19 protein-coding genes are annotated in these 19,471 nt (G+C 40.5%); 10 read left to right on the top strand and 9 right to left on the bottom strand.

The genetic code is table 11. The annotated features are described in order from the left end of the window. Window positions 1-24: 24 nt before the first annotated feature. Window positions 25-927, bottom strand: coding sequence for a phosphoribulokinase (locus tag J9318_RS03480; protein WP_210561196.1), 903 nt, complete (start codon window positions 925-927; stop codon window positions 25-27). Window positions 928-1,034: 107 nt separating this feature from the next. Here J9318_RS03480 and J9318_RS03475 point away from each other — a divergent pair, with 107 nt between their 5' ends. The 3 genes from J9318_RS03475 to J9318_RS03465 are packed head-to-tail and all read left to right on the top strand — an operon-like array spanning window position 1,035 to window position 3,120. Further along, window positions 1,035-1,925 carry a TolB family protein gene (locus J9318_RS03475; protein ID WP_210561194.1) on the top strand — a complete coding sequence of 297 codons (891 nt, stop codon included), beginning with the start codon at window positions 1,035-1,037 and terminating at the stop codon, window positions 1,923-1,925. Between the two features lie 8 nt (window positions 1,926-1,933). After that, window positions 1,934-2,344: an MAPEG family protein gene (locus tag J9318_RS03470; RefSeq protein WP_244731856.1), complete on the top strand. Its 411-nt coding sequence runs from the start codon at window positions 1,934-1,936 to the stop codon at window positions 2,342-2,344. 20 nt (window positions 2,345-2,364) lie between these two features. Beyond that, complete coding sequence (locus J9318_RS03465) at window positions 2,365-3,120, top strand: DUF481 domain-containing protein (RefSeq protein ID WP_210561189.1); 756 nt, start codon at window positions 2,365-2,367, stop codon at window positions 3,118-3,120. Window positions 3,121-3,126: 6 nt separating this feature from the next. Here J9318_RS03465 and purD read toward each other — a convergent pair whose 3' ends face one another. Continuing rightward, window positions 3,127-4,407 carry a phosphoribosylamine--glycine ligase gene (gene purD, locus J9318_RS03460; protein ID WP_210561187.1) on the bottom strand — a complete coding sequence of 427 codons (1,281 nt, stop codon included), beginning with the start codon at window positions 4,405-4,407 and terminating at the stop codon, window positions 3,127-3,129. A gap of 184 nt (window positions 4,408-4,591) precedes the next feature. Here purD and J9318_RS03455 point away from each other — a divergent pair, with 184 nt between their 5' ends. After that, window positions 4,592-4,891 (top strand): DUF6482 family protein, encoded by a 300-nt coding sequence (locus J9318_RS03455; protein ID WP_210561185.1) that lies wholly within the window; start codon window positions 4,592-4,594, stop codon window positions 4,889-4,891. Window positions 4,892-4,956: 65 nt separating this feature from the next. On the opposite strand, the gene J9318_RS03450 is transcribed toward J9318_RS03455, so the two are convergent. Both J9318_RS03450 and J9318_RS03445 read right to left on the bottom strand, forming a co-directional pair. Continuing rightward, the gene (locus J9318_RS03450) at window positions 4,957-5,850 is read right to left on the bottom strand and encodes a class I SAM-dependent methyltransferase (RefSeq protein ID WP_210561183.1); all 894 of its coding nucleotides are present in this window, start codon (window positions 5,848-5,850) and stop codon (window positions 4,957-4,959) included. 56 nt (window positions 5,851-5,906) lie between these two features. Beyond that, window positions 5,907-6,761 (bottom strand): 23S rRNA (adenine(2030)-N(6))-methyltransferase RlmJ, encoded by an 855-nt coding sequence (locus J9318_RS03445; RefSeq protein WP_210561181.1) that lies wholly within the window; start codon window positions 6,759-6,761, stop codon window positions 5,907-5,909. Between the two features lie 161 nt (window positions 6,762-6,922). Between J9318_RS03445 and prmA the strand changes: the two genes are divergently transcribed. The 4 genes from prmA to purH all read left to right on the top strand — a co-directional run bounded on the left by prmA (window position 6,923) and on the right by purH (window position 11,167). After that, complete coding sequence (gene prmA / locus J9318_RS03440) at window positions 6,923-7,804, top strand: 50S ribosomal protein L11 methyltransferase (RefSeq protein WP_210561179.1); 882 nt, start codon at window positions 6,923-6,925, stop codon at window positions 7,802-7,804. A 294-nt stretch (window positions 7,805-8,098) separates the two neighbouring features. After that, complete coding sequence (gene dusB, locus J9318_RS03435; protein WP_210561178.1) at window positions 8,099-9,061, top strand: tRNA dihydrouridine synthase DusB; 963 nt, start codon at window positions 8,099-8,101, stop codon at window positions 9,059-9,061. Window positions 9,062-9,131: 70 nt separating this feature from the next. Continuing rightward, entirely contained in the window at window positions 9,132-9,422 is a 291-nt protein-coding gene (gene fis / locus J9318_RS03430; protein ID WP_155695828.1) for a DNA-binding transcriptional regulator Fis, read from the top strand. A 131-nt stretch (window positions 9,423-9,553) separates the two neighbouring features. Further along, window positions 9,554-11,167 carry a bifunctional phosphoribosylaminoimidazolecarboxamide formyltransferase/IMP cyclohydrolase gene (gene purH, locus J9318_RS03425; protein ID WP_210561176.1) on the top strand — a complete coding sequence of 538 codons (1,614 nt, stop codon included), beginning with the start codon at window positions 9,554-9,556 and terminating at the stop codon, window positions 11,165-11,167. 90 nt (window positions 11,168-11,257) lie between these two features. Here the strand turns inward: purH and J9318_RS03420 are convergent, their stop codons facing one another. Together J9318_RS03420 and J9318_RS03415 are read right to left on the bottom strand one after the other, a co-directional pair. Beyond that, on the bottom strand, window positions 11,258-12,367 hold the full coding sequence (locus tag J9318_RS03420) for a DUF4785 domain-containing protein (protein WP_210561174.1): 1,110 nt from the start codon (window positions 12,365-12,367) through the stop codon (window positions 11,258-11,260). 10 nt (window positions 12,368-12,377) lie between these two features. Then, window positions 12,378-13,232, bottom strand: a complete 855-nt coding sequence (locus tag J9318_RS03415) for a lipase family protein (RefSeq protein ID WP_210561169.1) — start codon at window positions 13,230-13,232, stop codon at window positions 12,378-12,380. 286 nt (window positions 13,233-13,518) lie between these two features. On the opposite strand from J9318_RS03415, the gene rraA reads away from it, so the two are divergent. After that, complete coding sequence (rraA, locus tag J9318_RS03410; RefSeq protein ID WP_210561167.1) at window positions 13,519-14,004, top strand: ribonuclease E activity regulator RraA; 486 nt, start codon at window positions 13,519-13,521, stop codon at window positions 14,002-14,004. Next, window positions 14,004-15,053 (top strand): formimidoylglutamase, encoded by a 1,050-nt coding sequence (locus J9318_RS03405; RefSeq protein WP_210561160.1) that lies wholly within the window; start codon window positions 14,004-14,006, stop codon window positions 15,051-15,053. The genes rraA and J9318_RS03405 overlap by 1 nt, the downstream gene beginning before the upstream one ends. Here J9318_RS03405 and J9318_RS03400 read toward each other — a convergent pair. The 3 genes from J9318_RS03400 to trmL all read right to left on the bottom strand — a co-directional run bounded on the left by J9318_RS03400 (window position 15,050) and on the right by trmL (window position 19,383). Next, on the bottom strand, window positions 15,050-16,840 hold the full coding sequence (locus J9318_RS03400) for a GGDEF domain-containing phosphodiesterase (protein WP_210561158.1): 1,791 nt from the start codon (window positions 16,838-16,840) through the stop codon (window positions 15,050-15,052). The two genes, J9318_RS03405 and J9318_RS03400, sit on opposite strands and share 4 nt — an antisense overlap. Window positions 16,841-16,848: 8 nt before the next feature. Further along, the gene (locus J9318_RS03395) at window positions 16,849-18,813 is read right to left on the bottom strand and encodes a putative bifunctional diguanylate cyclase/phosphodiesterase (protein WP_210561156.1); all 1,965 of its coding nucleotides are present in this window, start codon (window positions 18,811-18,813) and stop codon (window positions 16,849-16,851) included. Between the two features lie 105 nt (window positions 18,814-18,918). Next, window positions 18,919-19,383, bottom strand: coding sequence for a tRNA (uridine(34)/cytosine(34)/5-carboxymethylaminomethyluridine(34)-2'-O)-methyltransferase TrmL (gene trmL / locus J9318_RS03390; protein ID WP_210561154.1), 465 nt, complete (start codon window positions 19,381-19,383; stop codon window positions 18,919-18,921). Window positions 19,384-19,471 lie beyond the last annotated feature (88 nt).

The raw sequence follows: 19,471 nt of genomic DNA, 5'->3' as shown, positions 1-19,471 counted from the left end.
TAGTGTGTAGATTAGTTTTGTCAGTTATTTTTTATTGTCTATCCAGTCTAACTGACCAATGAGCTTGCGACGCTTCTCTATTAGATTTTCGATTAATGGGGTCATAATAAGTTCAAGTGCTAATCCCATTTTGCCCCCGGGCACAACAAAAGTATTGATTCGTGACATAAAAGAGCCATCGATCATTTGTAATAAATATGGAAAATCAACACCTTGAAGATTTCTAAAGCGGATAACTACAAAGCTTTCGTCTAATGTTGGGATGTCTTTTGCGCTAAAAGGATTAGAAGTATCAACGGTCGGTACACGTTGGAAGTTAATGTGAGTCCGAGAAAACTGTGGCGTAATATGCGTAAAATAATCTTCCATACTGCGCACAATGGAGCTCATTACTGCTTCACGGCTATGACCGCGTTGATTTGTATCGCGAATTATTTTTTGAATCCACTCAAGGTTTACAATTGGTACCATACCTATAAGAAGATCGACATGTTTGGCGACGTTGTGTTCGTCCGTTACCGCTCCTCCATGCAGGCCTTCGTAAAACAAACAATCAGTATTAGGTCGTAATTCCTGCCAAGGGGTAAATGTGCCTGGCATCTGGTTATAAGGCACCGCCTCATCAAATGAATGCAGATATTTACGCACATTTCCTGTGCCAGTTTCTGAATAACTCTTAAATAACGACTCAAGTGCGCCAAAGTCGTTAGCCTCCGAGCCAAAATATGAAATATGTTTGCCTTGCTCTTGGGCTTTGCGGATTTCAACATCCATCTCTGCTCTCGCATAACGATGAAAGCTGTCGCCCTCTAACAACGCTGCGTCCACATTTAAATTTCTAAAAATATGGGTAATCGCATTAGTCGTTGTTGTTGTACCAGCACCTGATGAACCAGTAACGGCAATAATTGGATGTTTAACCGACATAGAATTTTTTCTTAGTTATGAGTAAGCTTTGTTATAAAGTGATAAAGCGACACCGTCAAGTTTTGCCCCGACTGGAAAAATCTAAAAATAACAAAAAGGAACACCTGATGCGCAAATTAATCTTCTCTGTTGGAATCGCCTTAAGCCTTTCTAGCCATGCACAAACCGATATTTGGTTAATCGATATCAATAGTGATAAAACCGTAAAAATAGAAAGTGCAAAAAATATTACCAACCGAGCAGGTTATGACAATCAACCTTCTTTTAGCAAAGATCATCAAGGCTTGTACTACACAAAAATGCTAAACAACCATTTAGGTGAGCAACAAGCTGATATTTTTTATTATCACTTTGCCAGTAACACGCACTCAAATCTAACCAGAACAATACAAAGCAGCGAATACTCGCCATTGGAAACCCCACTCAAGGAACAACAGCTTTCAATCATCAAAGTTGAGCCTGACGGTACGCAACGCCTTTGGACCGTCGATACCAAAACCGGTCAGCAACAAATGCTAAATCGCGCTATTAAGCCCGTTGGATATCACGCTTGGGGAAAACAGTCAGACTTAACCACTTTTGTTTTAGGTGAGCCAATGACATTGCAGTATTTTGATAAATATCAAACCACGAACGCGCTTAAAGTAGATAAAAACATTGGCCGTAGTATTCGCTATAACTCAACTAAAGACTTATTCACCTACTCAAAGGGAAATGAGCAGCAACAAACCATATGGGCCTTTAACGCAAATACTAAAAAAACCACTGAACTTATTGCTATGCCTGCCCGTAGTCAATATTACACTTGGTTTGATGACAGCACGTTACTTACAGCCAGCAAAAGTAAGCTATTTACTTGGCAGTTAGGTACAGATAAAGCCTGGTCGTTATTCCAAGACGTAAGCACTATTTGCCCTGAAGGTGTTTCTCGAATTTCAGTAAACTCAATTCAAACAAAAATTGCATTAGTCTGTAATGAAAGTGCAATTAATAAATAGGAATAATTATGAACGAACTTACATGGATGATTTATAGCTTAATTGTCGCTTGCTTGTTGCCATACGTAGCAAAAGCTCCCTTAGCGATTGCTATGCACAAACAAGGTACAAGCCACCGCACAGGTTATGACAATCAGCACCCTCGTGAGCAACAACGAGCATTAAAAGGTTTCGGAGCTCGATGTTTAGCGGCGCATGAAAACTCTTTCGAAGCGCTTATTTTGTTTGCGCCAGCCATACTACTAGCTATTGCTACAGGTAATGTAACTCGCAATATCGCAATATTGTCCGTTACTTTTGTTGTCTGTCGTTTACTCTATTTAGCCTGTTACTGGCTGAACTGGGACAAGCTTCGTAGTACTGTTTGGCTGCTTGGCATTGTAAGTTCAGTTGCAATAATGATAAATTGCCTGCCCTAATTTAGCAGGCTAAGGAAGTTATGAAGTTTAATAACACTCTAATCGCGTCAACGATACTCTCCTCTTTACTCATGTCCGCTGGTGCTGCGGCGATAGACGAAACAGAATCATTACGTCAGCGCTCACAAGACAAACCAAGTTTCACCAGTTTATCTTTAGACTTATCAGGTAAAAGCGGTAACTCAGACAAAGAAGATTTCTCATTTGGTATCTATCACTCAGAACGAAGCAATGAACACTTTGGTTTTGTAATGGCTAGTCGCGACTACGCAAAAAGTAACGATGTTAAAAGTGAAGACAGTTCATTTTTGCATGCTAGATATAACTATTACTTTTCAACAAACGAAGCTTTTGAAGTGTTCGCTCAAAGTAATACTGATGACTTTAAGTCACTTGAATCTAGGAATCTTATTGGTGTTGCTTATAGAAAAGAGTTTTCAGATAAAAACACAGCAGGCTTAGGTATTTTTCAAGAACAAGAAGAATATAAAGTAAACGGCCAAACGCTCGAATTTGATCAAACTCGTTTAAGTTTATATTGGGTCACTACGGTGCCACTGAACAACGGCGCAGAGTTATCTAATACACTTTACTATCAACCAGATATAAGCAAATTCAGTGACTTTAGGGCTTATAACCGTTTATCGATTAAGTCTAAATTAACCGAAAGTTTATCGCTTAAGTTTGGATTGTTAGTTGAGCATGACAGCCAACCGGTACTCGATGTTAAGAAAACGGACATCAAATACCAAGCTGGCTTTTCATACGAATTCTAAACGAATTTACGACTCTCGTTGAATAGCACGGTAAGCAATATCAGTACGATATTCAACACCTTGCCATTTAATCTGCTCAACAAGTCGGTACGCCGCTTGTTGTGCAGAAGTCACCGAATCTCCCATCGCCGTTGCGCACAATACACGCCCGCCGTTTGTGACCACATTGCCATCTTGGTCTTTTGTGCCTGCATGAAAGGTTTTTGTCGCGTCTGTTGCCGCTGGAATACCAGAGATAATATCTCCTTTTGGATAATTACCAGGGTATCCTGCAGCCGCTAATACAACTCCTACAGCTGGACGAGGATCAAATTCAATTGTGGCCTTATCTAATTCACCAGCTAATGCTGTAAAACAAAGATCAACCAAGTCCGACTGCATTCGCATCATAATAGGTTGCGTTTCTGGGTCGCCAAAACGGCAGTTGTATTCGATTACTTTTGGTGTGCCTGACTCATCAATCATCAAACCCGCATACAAAAAACCAGTATAAGGGTGACCTTCATCCGCCATACCCTTAACCGTAGGATAAATCACCTCATCCATAATACGATCATGAATTTCAGGTGTAACAACAGGCGCTGGAGAATAGGCACCCATGCCACCAGTATTTGGGCCTTTATCACCGTTATAGGCGCGCTTGTGATCTTGGCTAGTTGCCATTGGTAACACATTTTTACCGTCAACCATGACTATAAAGCTTGCTTCTTCGCCTGTTAAGAACTCTTCAATAACTACGCGAGAACCAGCTTCGCCGAATGCATTACCGGCTAGCATGTCTTTGATGGCGTCTTCTGCTTCTGTAAGCGTCATCGCAACGATAACGCCTTTGCCGGCAGCTAGACCATCGGCTTTAATAACAATTGGTGCACCTTGTTCATGCACATATTGAATTGCAGGTTCTATTTCAGTGAAATTTTGATATGCCGCGGTTGGAATCGCTTGGCGAGCTAAGAAGTCTTTAGTAAATGCTTTTGAACCTTCAAGTTGCGCAGCGCCTTGTGAAGGACCAAATACTTTTAATCCAGCTTGCTCAAACCGATCAACCACTCCCATAACTAATGGAGCCTCTGGTCCAACAATCGTTAAGGCGATGTGCTCTTGCTTGGCAAATTGTAATAAGCCATCAATGTCTTCAGCACCAATATCTACATTTTTAAGTTTCTTCTCTAGGCTAGTGCCTGCATTACCTGGCGCAACAAATACCGTTTCAACCAAATCATTTTGAGCTGCTTTCCACGCTAATGCATGTTCACGGCCACCACCACCAATCACCAATATTTTCATATCTTTATCCACTGAATAGAAGGTCATTAAAAATTTGCGCGGGAGTATAACACGTCAAAATGTAAATTTATTGATGATTAATTAATCTATTTTGAAAAAGTCAGCGTAAATCTATTAACGGCAAAAATACTTACCCTAAACACCTATAACGAAAGCCCGAAACTAGACTTCTCTGGAGCGACCAATGAAACATAGATTGTCCCATTTAAACTTTAATGACATTGAAATTCCTGAAATAAACATCCACTCTTTTGAAATGGGCGATTATCTTCTAGAAGTCGACTACAACGATCACAAAGGCTATGTTTTTGACGACCAAGATAATATCGTTAAATTTAAAAATGTCAGCCAAGTGAAAGAAGCGCTTAATGAATGTCGCGTTAAAAGCGCATACCTAGTCCATCAATCTGCTTACGATGAAATGTGTGGTGGTGCAGAGGGCGGTAGTAATGAGTTAAAAATAGAACTTAATTTTAAACACTAATACTTTCGGGGAGCAAAACTGGCGAGTTCGTTAAGTAAACCGCCAGTTTTGATTCTTCTTTTTACTTATTTCTTAACGAACTTTAACGTCATACGATCGCTCTCGCCAATCGCAACATATTTTTCTCTATCTACATCACCGTTCGCTAGGCGTGGTGGTAAAGTCCAAACACCTTTTGGATGATTTGCTGTATCTTTTGCGTTTGCATTTACTTCGCTCGACGCTTCTAAAACAAAGCCCGCTTTCTCCGCTGCAGCAATGACGTAAGATTGTTTCATATAACCAGAGTTTTTATTCGCAGCTTGGTCTTGGCTTTCTGGCATACGATGTTCAACAACCCCTAACACACCGCCTTTCTTAAGTGCTTTATAAAACGCCGCAAATGCCTGCTCAACGCCTTCATCACCGTCGCCCATGTACCAGTTATGAACATTACGGAAAGTTAGCACCATGTCAGCACTACCTTCCGGCGCTATATCATGTGCTTTAATATGATGAAATTCAGTTACTTCAATTCCTTTATAAAGCGGATCGTTCGCTACTTTTTCTTTAAAGCCTGCTAGCGAACGCGCGTAATAACCCGGCGCGCCTTCATACGGATGAAAATGCGCTGCGTATAACTGGCCTTTGGCGCTTAAAATAGGATTCAAAATAGATGTGTACCAACCACCGCCTGGTAAAATTTCAACGACCGTCATATTTGGTTGCAAGCCAAAAAACGCTAACGTCTCTGCCGGGTGACGATACATATCTCTTTTTGACGCTTCTCCACGCAGTGGATTTTTCACCGCCGCTTTAATCGCTTCGTTAGAAGCTGAAACAACGACATTTCCAGTTTTTTCATTTAATACACTTTCGGCTTTAGAAGCAGAGTTACTATCGCCATTTCCAGAACACGCTGCCAAACCTGCTGTTAGCGCAAGTACAGATACTGTTTTTAATAAGTTACTTTTTATCATTCTTTTATCCTTTGAGTAAAAAACATTCAATTACAGCGAGTCTAGTCAATTAACTATTACTCTTCAACAAGTTGCTCACATCGCCATGAACTGCCTTGCTCACCAAGTTGCTCATCTAAATAAGGTAAAACCTCGAGCATTTGTTGCTTAAGTGTATACGGCGCATTGATAACAATCATGCCGCTCCCAGTCATACCTCTCTCGTCTGTATCAGGAAGTACGTTTAATTCAAAAACTTGGATGTCTCTGATGCCTGACTTTTTCAACGCGTGTTCCATTCCGTCAATGCGGTATCTGTCTACAACTGGATACCAAATCATATAAACACCAGATTCAAACCGCGCTTTCATTGCCGTTACGTATTCAACAACGCGATGGTAGTCTTCTTTTAATTCATAGGGAGGGTCAATAATAGCAACACCGCGACGACTAGGCGGTGGAAATAATCCCACACTTTCTTTAAAGCCATCGCCTTTAATTACTTTTCGATAACGATTTGTGCGGACAAAACTGCGTAACAGTTCAAAATCGCTTGGATGTAACTCGTGAAAGAAGCCCTTTCCTTCTAAAGGCAATTCATCTAAAGCAAACCAAGGTGAGCCTGGATAAACGTTTAAATCGGCTTGCTCTGACTCGGTATTAAAACGACGAACCGCCGATACATAATCTTGAATCGCCTCTGGCATATTCGTCGTTGATGCGTTCCATAATTTTCCGATACCTGTTTCATACTCTTTGTTTTTCTGACCAAACTCATCCATTAGTTGATAAGCGCCTGCGCCGGCATGCGTATCTACAATGCTATATGGCTTATCTTTTTTGCCTAAATACTTTAAAACTAATTGGTAAACCGTATGTTTTAATACATCGGCATGGTTGCCAGCGTGAAAGCCGTGGCGATAACTAAGCATAAATAAAGCCTTAAATGGGTGGTATTCAATAAATTGTCTTTATTTTAACAGCAGAAAGAATAAAGCGGGAACAAAAGCGCAGGTTTATTCCAATGGGCAATTCCTTCTAAGCTCAAATTAAACTAAAATTGCCACTTTAGAATTACAGTTTGGAAATAATTATGGCTTGGGTGCAAATCCGATTTGCAGTATTAGCGGATCATGTAGATTCGATAAGTGACTTTTTAATGGATATTGGGTGTCAATCCGTCACCTTCACTGCGAGTAATGAGCAACAGGCCATTTATGAGCTGAAACCTGGCGACGTGACTTACTGGGCAACATCTACCTGTGTTGGCTTATTTGATGCCGCTGATGATATGGACTTTGTCGTTCGTTCTATTGCTAACCACCCAAATATGGACAATGACTTCAGTTATAAAATTGAACAAGTTGAAGACAAAGACTGGGAACGCGAATGGATGGACAACTTTCACCCTATTAAGTTTGGTGAACGTTTATGGATTTGTCCAAGCTGGCGCGACATTCCAGATCCAGAAGCAATCAACGTTATTTTAGACCCTGGACTAGCATTTGGTACCGGAACTCATGCCACCACGGCATTGTGTTTAAAATGGTTAGAGGCGATGGATTTAAGCGACAAAACGGTCTTAGACTTTGGCTGTGGCAGCGGCATTTTAGCCATTGCAGCGCTGAAGCTTGGTGCCAAACGAGCGATTGGTATCGACATCGACCCTAAAGCGATCATCGCCAGCCAAGAAAACGCACAAAGAAATGGCGTTGCAGATCAAATTGAATTGTACTTGCCAGAAGATGCACCTCAGTTTGAAACTGAAGTCATTGTTGCCAATATTTTAGCGGGACCGTTAAAAGAGCTTAAAGAAGTGATTTGTGGATACGGACAACCGGGCACATTAGTAGCACTTTCGGGAATTTTGGCTGAGCAAGCCGATGATGTAGCAGACGCCTACAAAAGCCTAACTGATTTATTACCACCTGAACAAGAAGACGAGTGGGTAAGGATTAACGGAAAAATAAAATAATCTAAATTTTTTTTCAAAATAATTACATCTTAAAGCTTGTACCTCTACTCAATAACTAGGCCGTTTGTCAACCTACACACGGCCTTTTTACTGCTTTTTTCACTAACTAATTAGCAATTCTAGACATTTTTTTTAGTGTTAATACTCAAATTTAAATGTCAATAGTAAAGACCGAAAAAAACACAAAATTTGTTTAAAAAACAACCTTTGATTTTGTCGAAAAAAACAGTAAACTTGCCGCCCTTTTTTGGGACAGCCAATAAACATAGTCGTTAAGAGAAGGTAAGTATTAACATGCAAATTGGTCCTTACACGTTAGACAACAATTTAATTGTTGCGCCAATGGCGGGTGTGACCGATCGACCTTTTCGACAGTTATGTAGAAAAATGGGCGCTGGTTTAGCCGTTTCGGAAATGTTGTCTTCAAACCCTAAGGTTTGGAAAACGGATAAGTCTTTAAATCGAATGGACCACATGGGCGAAACAGGCATACGTTCTGTTCAAATTGCCGGTGCGGACCCTGATTTGATGGCGGAAGCGGCTGCATTTAACGAAAAAAACGGTGCTCAGATAATCGATATTAATATGGGTTGTCCGGCTAAAAAAGTTAATAAAAAAATGGCAGGTTCTGCCTTAATGCAATACCCAGAATTAGTCGAGAAAATCGTTAAGGCTGTGGTAGGTGCAGTTAAGGTTCCAGTAACGCTTAAAACCCGTACTGGTTGGGATCCTGACAATAGAAATGGTTTGGAAATCGCGAAAATTGCTGAACGGAATGGAATTCAATGCTTAGCAATACACGGTCGAACCCGCGCCTGCATGTACAAAGGCAACGCGGAATACCACACCATTAAAGAGATTAAAGAAGCAATAAAGATTCCTGTGATTGCTAATGGTGATATTCGTACACCACAGCAAGCTAAAGAAGTTTTAGAGTTTACTAACGCGGACGGTCTTATGATTGGACGCGGCGCGCAGGGTCGACCTTGGATATTTCGAGAAGTCGATCACTTTTTACGAACCGGTCACATTCTGGCGCCACCAGAAAAGGAAGAGGTTCGTAGCATATTGTTGGAGCATGTCGCGAATTTGCACCAACTATATGGCGATGTGATGGGGCCCCGAATTGCGCGAAAGCATGTTGGGTGGTACCTAGAAGATCAAGACACGGATAGGTCTTTTCGAAAACTATTTAATGGAATTGAATCTGGTGAGGTTCAAATCGAAACATTAAATGGGTATTTCGACCAAATTTAAATAAATAGAAAGTTACTGCCCACAACACAGTAACTTTAGTCTTAACAATTTTAGAGAGAAGAAGTAAACCATGTTTGATCAAAACGTACAGACTCCGTTCATTACAAATGCGCACATCCAAACAGCTGACAAGCCTCAGCCGTTACGTAACGAAGTTAAAAAAGCAGTTCGTAACTACTTACAAACGTTAAATGGTCAAGATTCTACTGAAGTCTACGACTTGGTTTTATCTGAGCTAGAAAAACCACTTCTAGAAGAGATTATGACTTATACTCGTGGCAACCAAACAAGAGCTGCGAATATGCTAGGCATTAACCGTGGCACACTTCGCAAGAAGTTGAAAAAGTACGGCATGAACTAATTCAGCCGCGGAAGAACCGCAAAAAGCACCCCAACGGGTGCTTTTTTGTTTCTGCACTAAAATTATTTAATAACGATATACTCACTAAGCAATTAACTCACTATTAACTCAAAATAAAGGTTAACTACTCAATGGATACATTACGACCTGTTCGCCGCGCTCTTCTAAGCGTGTCAGACAAAACTGGTATAGTAGAATTCGCACGTACTTTGGTAACTCACGGTGTTGAGATATTATCAACTGGCGGCACATTCAAACTACTTACAGAAAACGGCGTAAACGCAATTGAAGTTTCAGATCATACTGGTCACCCAGAAATCATGGACGGTCGCGTTAAAACTCTTCATCCTAAAATTCATGGCGGCATTCTAGCTCGTCGTGGTCAAGACGAAGCGGTGATGTCAGAGAATAATATTTCTGCCATCGATATGGTCGTGGTTAACCTATACCCATTTGCAAATACCGTTGCAAACCCAGATTGCACGTTGCAAGACGCGGTCGAGAATATCGATATTGGTGGACCAACAATGGTTCGCGCCGCAGCAAAAAACCACAAAGATGTCGTGATTGTTGTGAATGCCAAAGACTATGATCGAATCACAAACGAATTAAATGCTAACCAAGGCGCTACTACCTTTGAAACTCGTTTTGACTTAGCCATTGCAGCTTTTGAACACACAGCACAATACGATGGCATGATTGCTAACTATTTTGGCACTATGGTTCCTGATTATTCAGACAATAAAGACGAAGTTGAGAATTCCAAGTTCTCGCGCACCGTTAATATGCAATTTACCAAAAAGCTGGAAATGCGTTACGGCGAAAATAGCCACCAGCAAGCCGCTTTTTATACTGAAAACGGTAGCCAAGGCCCAATGGAAGCTTCAATTTCAACGGCTAAGCAACTACAAGGTAAAGCATTGTCGTATAACAACATTGCCGATACTGATGCTGCCCTTGAATGCGTAAAAGAGTTTGACCGCCCAGCTTGTGTCATTGTTAAACATGCTAATCCTTGTGGTGTTGCAGTCGATGATTCAATTCTAAATGCTTACGACCGTGCCTTTAAAACAGATCCAACTTCAGCATTTGGTGGCATTATAGCTTTCAACCGTGAATTAGACGCAGATACAGCGGAAGCTATCGTTTCTCGTCAGTTTGTTGAAGTTATTATCGCACCTAAAATTAGCCCGGAAGCCGTGCAAATTGTTTCAGCTAAAAAGAACGTTCGTTTATTAGAATGCGGTGAGTGGGATTTATCAGGTAAAGACAAAACATCTGCTCCAGACATTAAACGAGTGAATGGTGGTTTATTAGTTCAAGACCGAGACCAAGGTATGATCACTCTTGATGACTTAAAAATCGTTTCAAAAGTACAACCTACCGAAGCGCAATTAAAAGACATGTTGTTCTGCTGGAAAGTGGCTAAATTTGTTAAGTCCAACGCCATTGTTTACGCAAAAAATGAGATGACTATTGGTGTAGGTGCAGGCCAGATGAGCCGCGTTTACTCGGCCAAAATCGCAGGCATAAAAGCAGCCGACGAAGGTCTAGAAGTTCCTGGCTCAGTAATGGCATCCGACGCGTTCTTCCCATTCCGTGACGGTATTGATGCTGCCGCAGAAGCGGGTATTAAGGCCATCATTCAACCAGGTGGTTCGATGCGTGATGAAGAAGTTATTGCAGCTGCCGACGAGCATGGTATTGCCATGGTATTTACAGGCATGCGTCACTTTAGACACTAATAAAAAAGGCTCAATCACTTACGGTTAGGATTGAGCCTCTTATTAAACGGTTAGCTAACGTTTAGTTAGCCAACCGTCTTCACTTATGAATTAAAGTTTCGGATAGGTTTTCATCATTCGGGTTTGATCTGTCAACTCTACATTCATCAAGAACAACTCACCCTTAGGTGCGGTTGCTATATCAAATGGTAAAGATAACTGTTCAAACGAGTCGATTTGCGCAGCCACCTCTACAGTCGCAAGCTGAGTAACAACATCACCATTTTTAGATGCTAATGTCGCTTTTATCGCAAACCTTCCTGGCATTTCAGCTTCAATTGGCAAGTTAACAACCACTTTATTTGCATTAGTTTGATACTTAGGCGCACCTAACAAAGCCGTAGTAGTAACATTGGTGAACGGTACTTTTACCGAACGCATTACTTTCTTGCCTTTAATTTCAGTCATTACGCGAGCTTCAATCTCATAAAAGCCGTTTATTGCACCGAGTTGCTCAAGAGGTTGAGAAAACTCTGCCGTTCCTGCGTTGTATTGTACGTTCACCTGCTCAGAAACCGGACTAATGAGTGACAAGGTTATTTCGTCTTTTAACAAAGCTTTATCACCGACGCTTAGTTCTACCGGAAGGCGTTGAGCTTCATTAGACTTCTCAAACCCACTTTTTATTGTTAATAAATGTGGTGAGTTTTTTTCCTTTACATGAATTAAATACACATCATCGTCAGACAGTGCTTGGCGCGTTTTTAAAATAGCATTATCGCCATTTGTAAGTCCCTTTAATGCCACGCTACCATCATCAAAACCCGCCTGTTGCATGACACTTTGTGAGGCTGTTGCGGTTAAGTCATATTTAGTTTTAGCATTGTTATTTAAAAGCTCAAGCTGATCAATATCGATGCCTTTCGCTTTAAAGACCTGACCATGATAATAGCTTGCTTTAGGTGCAACGCGAATAAGGTTGTCGTCAGTCGTTAGATAAACGGCAACGCCCTTCTTTAATTCACGTCCAGTAACGGTTTGCCAATACTCATCGCTCGTCTTTACAACATTGCGTTGCGGAGTACCGCCTTTTTGAACACTTGCCCACTGATACACCGTTTGTTCAATTTGGCTACTCTCGTTAACCTGACTGCTGTCATCGTCTTGAGCGTTACAACCAAGTAATAAAACCGGTACAAAAATTAATAATAAGTTTTTCATTACGATGTTCCTAAATACGGTTGCTGATCAATGACGGAAGATTAAAACAATCACGTCGGCTTTGCTGATGACTAAGTGGCTCGCGACCACGCGTTTTACTCTTATCGGTAAACCATACCGTGCCAGCTAAAGACTGAGATGAGCAATTAAGGAAACCATCTGAACATGAGTCTAACCAATTTTGTGTTACTTCTAAGGCCACTTGATTTTGATATCCACCACAATAGCTATCGCCATCCCAAATAGCAGAGTCAACGTCACTACCGACCACAGATTCAAAAGGCGCACTCAACGCAGGTCGGCCTGGTGTTCCGTTTAACCAATTAGCGTTATAAGACGCCATCCAAGACACCTGTTGCTGTTTTACCGCGTCACTACCAAAACCAAGTAACCAGCCTAACGACTGTTCAAATGAATTACCTGCAACAACGGCGTCTGCTAATGGCGTTCCACCACTAGACGGCGCTAAAGCGATTACTTTGACTGTTTTATTAATGATATTTGGATATCGACTGTCCCACGTTGGGTTCGACATAATCCAGCGAACTATGTTTCCGCCATTGGAGTGTGTAATAAGTGTTAACTTACTAATATTTTTAGAATTGATAAATGTTGTAAGTTGCTCCGCTAAACAACCTGATGCACCCGCATTCCACATAAACTGATCAAAATCACAATTAATAACAGTGTAGTTATTTGAGTTTGGTAATCCACTGGCCACTTTAGTTACAAATGAGCCTGTCCAATAGTCATTATAAGCATCGGTTTGCTTTCCGGTACCGTGGATTAATGCCACGCCCTCGTTCGCAAACGCGTTACAGCACAACATGCTGAACGCAAAAGCGTATAGTTTTAGTAGTTTCATGTTTTATCCTGTTGATATTATTTTTTATTATTGGGATCTTCGCCCCACAGGAAAGATAGATAAAACTGCGAATTTTGCAATATAATTCTAAAATAACAGCAAATTAGTCTAGAATTATTACTCTAATTAAGATTGGATAGAAAATTTTACCAATTACGTATTGAGCTATCAAAATGTGCTTTAACTGTTCTTTTTTATAAACAATTGGTAATGCTGGTTTTGGATTATATACTTGGGATAGATACCAAGGACTGGCTACTTTTTAATTAAAAACATTGGGGTAACTATGCAATACAATACATCAGAATTATGCGATACCTTCGCTGAACAAGTTGATGTGCTAGATCCACTTTTTGAACATTACGGCGGTATCACTTCTTTTGGTGGCCAAGTTCAAACCGTTAAGTGTTTCGAAGACAACGCCTTAATTGTTACCTTACTTAGCCAAGATGGTCGGGGGCGTGTATTAGTCATTGATGGTGGTGGTTCAACTCGCCGCGGACTCATTGATGCCGAAATAGCTGAATTAGCCGCTGAAAACAACTGGGAAGGCATCGTTTGTAACGGCAGCGTTCGCGAAGTTGATGCATTGGAAGACATTAATATTGGCATTCTTGCCCTTAACTCAATTCCAGTAAGTGCCGATGACGTTGGTACCGGCGAGGAAGATGTCGCAGTTAACTTTGCAGGTGTAACCTTCTTACCAGACGATCATTTATACGCTGACAGCACTGGTACTATTCTTTCAGCCGATCCGTTAGATATCGAATAATGTCTGATTACCTTCTTTATACCGAACTAAACGACATTGAGTCATTTCAAAACCGTCGAAATAACGAAACCCATGTGGCCGATGTTATTTTAATTCCTAAGCATGGATTATCACTCGTTGACAATCTTAAACATGCAAAAGAGCAAGGCGTTGAATTTGTTATATTAGGTATACCAGAAGATATTGGACCAAGAGCAAATTGTGGCAAAGGCGGCGCTAAAAACGCGTGGCATCAATATTTACCAACGATGTTAAGTCAGCAAGCCAATCAATTCTTTAATTGGAATTCAGTTTTATTGCTTGGTCAGCTCGACGTTAGCGATTTACAGAAACAAAGTAACGTCGCCACAATTTCTGACCACAAACTCAGTTCGCTTAGAGATTTATGCAGCCAATTAGATCAAAGAGTAGAAGAGTTACTCGCACCTATTTTTTTACTTGGCTTAAAACCGATAATTATTGGTGGTGGGCATAATAATGCCTTCCCCATCATCGAAGCACTTAGTAAAGCAAATGAAACTTCAGTGGCATGCGTTAACCTTGATCCGCATGCAGACTTTAGAGCAATGGAAGGTCGACATTCGGGTAACCCATTTAGATATGCCTACCATAATGGACACCTGAGCCATTACTGCGTATTAGGCTTGCATGAACAAAAGAACAACTCAGATACAATAAAAGGCTTACTTGACGCCGAGTTCTCATTTATTACCTATCAACAAATGTTTGTAGAAAGAAGTGTCCGTTTTGAAGAAGCGGTTGCGACATCTAAGTCTTATGTAAATAACAATAAAAATGCAGTGGGTATAGAGCTAGACTTAGACAGTATTATGCACATGCCAGCTAGCGCTTACAGCGCAACAGGCTTTAGCTCCGAGCAAGCTATGTATTATGTAAACCAGTTAGCAAGACTGCCGCAAAATAAGTATTTGCATCTCTGTGAAGGGGCTCCAGATGGCAATGAACCGCCAAACCATAAAAGTTTAGAAGTTGCGCAGGTACTGACTCAACTCACTTATAGCTACTTAATTGGCAATAATAAACTTTAGTCTCTGCGTTGCAGAGAACGACGCCATTGCTCTAACCAAATAGAAAAGCCAACCAACTCAAAAGGTTTACTGTAAAAAAAGCCTTGGCCCATTTCGCACTCTAAATCCAAAAGTTGTTGTTCAGTTTGCTCAGACTCAATGCCATGGGCTACCACAGGTATTTTTAGTGACTTAGCGACGCCGATTATCGCATTAGTATAGGTGTTAAGCTGACTACCTTTATTACTGTCAGAGATATGGCGACAGTCTATTTTTAAGTAGTGTGGCATAAAGTGATTAAATGTTTCTATCGCCGTAAAGTCTTTACCAAAATCATCAATCGCCACTTTAACCCCTGATTGTTGGAGCAATCTAGCCACTTTTAATGCTTTGGATTTATTTTCAGCAAAAGCAGACTCTTTTATTTCAATTATTAATTGCTCTGGTGGAACCATATACTCGTCTAACAAATTTAAAATAGACTCCACCATATGGGATTGTAATAACTCTCGGTTTGAGACGTTTACCGATAAGGTCTGCTCTAAACCATCAGCTTTCATCGAGGCCAGCGTTTGAATCGCCTTTTCTATTGTCCACATATTGAGTTGATATATAATTCCTGATTGCTCCGCTAAGCTAATAAACTCTTTCGCTGTAACGATGCCCTCTCCTTCCCGATTCCAGCGAACCAACAGCTCACCACCAATTATTTCCCTAGTTTTGATATTAACTTGTGGTTGGACATAAACACTGAATCGCCCTAAGTCGAAGTCTTCTTTTAACTGAACTATGATGGTTTTTTTATTGATGAGTTTGGTGTGCTGCGCAGTATCAAAATAAATAGAACTATTCGTTTCATGTGCTTGGTTCATCGCTAAAAATGCATTTTCGATTAAACTACTTACGGCATTGCCTTGTTCCGGATAACATGAAACTCCAAACTCTATACCAACATCCACTGCGGTAGAGTCCACAACGATGGGTTCGTTAACACTCCCGTTTAACAAACTAATAATATTTTCGGTTGCGTAATTATTTAAGTCTTCGCGTATTGCGACCACAAAGTCTACACCGCCAACGCTGGCGAAATAAGCCTCTCCATTATCATCATTTAGAAGAATAATCTCTGCGACACTTTCTAACTTTTTACGAATTCGGCTTACCAACTGAAGCTTGACCAAATCAGCATTGTTATGACCAATCAATCGGTTCAGCTCCGCAAAGCGAGTTAGCTTAAATGCAACGATATTGACTTTAACTTTAGGATTTACATATATCCATTTATCGATACGTTCTTCAAATCCGTTTTTATTCGGTAAGCCTGTAGAAAGATCAAACCCTACTTTAAATGACGCTCTCTCCAACTCATTACTCACGATATTTAACCGTCGAATCAGCGCTCCATGCTGATGGATACTTCTAAATAATATAATCGCAGACACTAAAATGGATGCACCTAAAAAGAGGACGATTTGATTTAGTAGCAGCTGATTAATCGTTAAAACGCCGACCACTATCAATAAAAACGTCCACTGATAAGCATGGTCTACAATGTTAAACAACATATCTTTCCAAATCAGGGGGATAGAAAACAGTGCGGCTGCAACAGAAGCTAACAGTAAAACAGGAAGGTAGTCAGGCGAAAGAATGCCTTGTGTGGCACAAAAACAATAACTAGCTGCTAAAATGTTGGATAAAAAGCCTAACCAATACTCATGTTTTTTTAAACATAAAATAAGCGCGAGTATCATACAGGCAATAACAAGATTAACGCCAAACAGAGTATTCAATAAACCCAAAAGCTCCATGTAAATTCCTAACTCACTTTTATTCGTTTTGACAAGCCCATAACATTTTTTTCTTCACTTTTTAAAAATTCTATCAACTTAGGCTCCGTAAGCGGGCGACTAAATAAATACCCTTGCATACGGTGACATCCCATAACATGCAACAAATAAGCTTGTTGCTCGTTCTCTATACCCTCTGCAACCACATCAAGTCGCAAATGGTGCGCCAGCTGTATAATTACCGATGCTATATTTCGGTCTTGCTCATTAAACTCTATTTCGTGAATAAAAGAGCGATCTATTTTAACTTTATCAATATCAAATTGTTTTAAGTGGCCAAGTGAGCTAAACCCGGTACCAAAGTCATCTAACGCAATGGTGAACCCCATGCTTTTTAAAATTGAAATGTTTTTTGCAACGGTATCCGCATCTATCATCATAGCGGTTTCAGTCAGCTCTAATTCGATATTCTTACAGTTACCGTTTACATCAGCGACTAGCTTTTTGATGTGACTGACAAATTCAGCTTGCTGAAAGTTTACTGACGAAATGTTCACCGCGATTCGGCCCCGCATCAAACCCAACTCATCCCACCGTTCAGCGGCGGCAAACGCCTCTTTTAATACTAAAAAGTCAACCTGTCTTATTAGTCCATTTTGCTCTGCAATGTGGATAAACTGACCGGGAGGTACTACACCTCGAGTTTTGCTATTCCAACGGACTAAGGCTTCAAATCCATATATTTGATCTTGTTTTGAATGAAATAAAGGCTGGTAGTGCACTGATAACTCATTTCCGTTGATGGCCGCTACTAACTCACTTTCAACGTTTAAATTATCCGAGGAAATATCATCCATCACATGGTCAAAGATTAAGGCATCGTTTCTACTGCTAATCTTTACTCGGTTTAGAGCGGTATCGGCACAGCGCATTAACTCATCACACTGCGCGCCATGGGTAGGGTAAATAGCCACACCTATGCTCGTAGTAAGGTTAACTTCATGATCATCTAATCTAAAAGTTTCGACAAAACATGATTGAATGTCATGAATAACTTTTTCTATATAATTAATTGGCTGACTTGCACACAATTGACTTGGCAATAGCAACGCAAACTCATCACCTCCTAATCGAGCGAGCGTAACACTTGCATCTAACTGCTTTTGTAAACGCTCTGCTACAAGCCCAATAATAGTATCGCCTTGCAGTAACCCTACGTTTGCATTAACTTTTTTAAAATTATCAATATCAATAAACACCACCGCAAAGTGCGGTAACGTCGGCTGAATTGTGGCGATAGAGTGTTTAATATATTCGACAAATAGTGTTCGGTTCGGCAACTCAGTTAATTGATCTCGTGTTGCAAGTTGATGTAAAGCCCGTTCGTTATATTTACGATCAGTCACATCAAACATCATGCCTACGTATTTTACGTCTACTTGGCCAGTAAACTTTTGTTCTGTGGCCACTCGTGTCACTGACATATCTACGGATATTCGATGTCCGTCTTTAGTTACAGTCCAGATTTCACCGTGCCAAAAACCCGTTTTTACCACTTCTTGCCAAATAATATTTTCAACTTCGTAATTTCGACCTTCGTCCTTAAAAACCTTAAAGCATTTACCCGTTGTTTCAGATTCATCAAAACCCATAATATCTGTGTAAGCAACGTTTACCTTTTCAATTTCTCGATCTTTGTTGGCAATCCAAATACCCTCTTTTGTATTTGATAGTAGTGAATCGATAAAAGACTGTTTGCTTGTTGCCTGAAAAGCCAACTTTACTTTGAGCCAACGACCGTACATTACAATTAAAAAGATCACTGCGAAAAATAAGGTAATTACGATCATGAATGTATCGTGAGTGATGAGTAAATTAATAGACTCCTCTACTTGTGGAGGTTCATCAGACTTTAGAAGTGCAGGCGCGACAAGGTCACTGCTGAAATGTAGTAGCTTGTAAAACAAGTTAAAAATTTGGTGGGGATTGATCAACAGCAAGGCACTCTTCCCGTACTATAAGCCAAATATACCGTCAATTAAGCATAGATGTAGTACAGTAAAGTGCCAAGTAAATAGCAATTAAATCAGTTTTTTAGCTTACTTTGCCCCTTCGTAGCCTAATTGGCGCCATGATTCATAGACAAATACCGATACCGCGTTTGATAAGTTCATGCTTCGGCTATCGGGTTGCATTGGAATTTTCACCCAATTTTGTTGACCAATCAAGGCCAACACATCGTCCGGTAGGCCTCTAGTTTCTGGTCCAAACACCAAACTATCGCCAGGCTTGTAAGCAACGTCACTATGATAACCTTGCCCTTTGGTTGTGCAGGCATATAAATGACTACCAGGGTTTGCGTCAACATAAGCTTGAAAGTTTGGATAGCGCTTTACTTTAGTAAATTCATGATAATCAAGTCCTGCTCGACGTACTTTTTTCTCATCAAGATCAAAACCCAGCGGCTCAATTAAATGAAGTTGAAAACCGCTATTGGCGCACAAGCGTACGATATTACCTGTGTTTGGTGGGATTTCTGGTTGAAATAAAACAATGTTAAGCATACTGCTCTCTTCACTAAATTTATAAGATTAACTAGCCTGTTGGCTCGAATTTTTGACATTATATGTTAGAACATGACACATTGCGTGC

The organism is Psychrosphaera aestuarii, assembly GCF_017948405.1.
GTDB lineage: Bacteria > Pseudomonadota > Gammaproteobacteria > Enterobacterales > Alteromonadaceae > Psychrosphaera > Psychrosphaera aestuarii.
This window is presented reverse-complemented; position numbering and strand designations above follow the sequence as displayed.

Excerpts from the sequence above, each read along its gene's own strand:
- trmL (WP_210561154.1), bottom strand. The coding sequence starts at position 19,383 with ATGCTTAACATTGTTTTATTTCAACCAGAAATCCCACCAAACACAGGT.
- J9318_RS03480 (WP_210561196.1), bottom strand. The coding sequence starts at position 927 with ATGTCGGTTAAACATCCAATTATTGCCGTTACTGGTTCATCAGGTGCT.
- J9318_RS03455 (WP_210561185.1), top strand. The coding sequence starts at position 4,592 with ATGAAACATAGATTGTCCCATTTAAACTTTAATGACATTGAAATTCCT.
- dusB (WP_210561178.1), top strand. The coding sequence starts at position 8,099 with ATGCAAATTGGTCCTTACACGTTAGACAACAATTTAATTGTTGCGCCA.
- J9318_RS03465 (WP_210561189.1), top strand. The coding sequence starts at position 2,365 with ATGAAGTTTAATAACACTCTAATCGCGTCAACGATACTCTCCTCTTTA.
- J9318_RS03475 (WP_210561194.1), top strand. The coding sequence starts at position 1,035 with ATGCGCAAATTAATCTTCTCTGTTGGAATCGCCTTAAGCCTTTCTAGC.
- prmA (WP_210561179.1), top strand. The coding sequence starts at position 6,923 with ATGGCTTGGGTGCAAATCCGATTTGCAGTATTAGCGGATCATGTAGAT.
- fis (WP_155695828.1), top strand. The coding sequence starts at position 9,132 with ATGTTTGATCAAAACGTACAGACTCCGTTCATTACAAATGCGCACATC.
- J9318_RS03450 (WP_210561183.1), bottom strand. The coding sequence starts at position 5,850 with ATGATAAAAAGTAACTTATTAAAAACAGTATCTGTACTTGCGCTAACA.
- purH (WP_210561176.1), top strand. The coding sequence starts at position 9,554 with ATGGATACATTACGACCTGTTCGCCGCGCTCTTCTAAGCGTGTCAGAC.
- J9318_RS03400 (WP_210561158.1), bottom strand. The coding sequence starts at position 16,840 with ATGGAGCTTTTGGGTTTATTGAATACTCTGTTTGGCGTTAATCTTGTT.
- J9318_RS03470 (WP_244731856.1), top strand. The coding sequence starts at position 1,934 with ATGAACGAACTTACATGGATGATTTATAGCTTAATTGTCGCTTGCTTG.
- J9318_RS03415 (WP_210561169.1), bottom strand. The coding sequence starts at position 13,232 with ATGAAACTACTAAAACTATACGCTTTTGCGTTCAGCATGTTGTGCTGT.
- J9318_RS03405 (WP_210561160.1), top strand. The coding sequence starts at position 14,004 with ATGTCTGATTACCTTCTTTATACCGAACTAAACGACATTGAGTCATTT.
- rraA (WP_210561167.1), top strand. The coding sequence starts at position 13,519 with ATGCAATACAATACATCAGAATTATGCGATACCTTCGCTGAACAAGTT.
- J9318_RS03420 (WP_210561174.1), bottom strand. The coding sequence starts at position 12,367 with ATGAAAAACTTATTATTAATTTTTGTACCGGTTTTATTACTTGGTTGT.
- J9318_RS03445 (WP_210561181.1), bottom strand. The coding sequence starts at position 6,761 with ATGCTTAGTTATCGCCACGGCTTTCACGCTGGCAACCATGCCGATGTA.
- purD (WP_210561187.1), bottom strand. The coding sequence starts at position 4,407 with ATGAAAATATTGGTGATTGGTGGTGGTGGCCGTGAACATGCATTAGCG.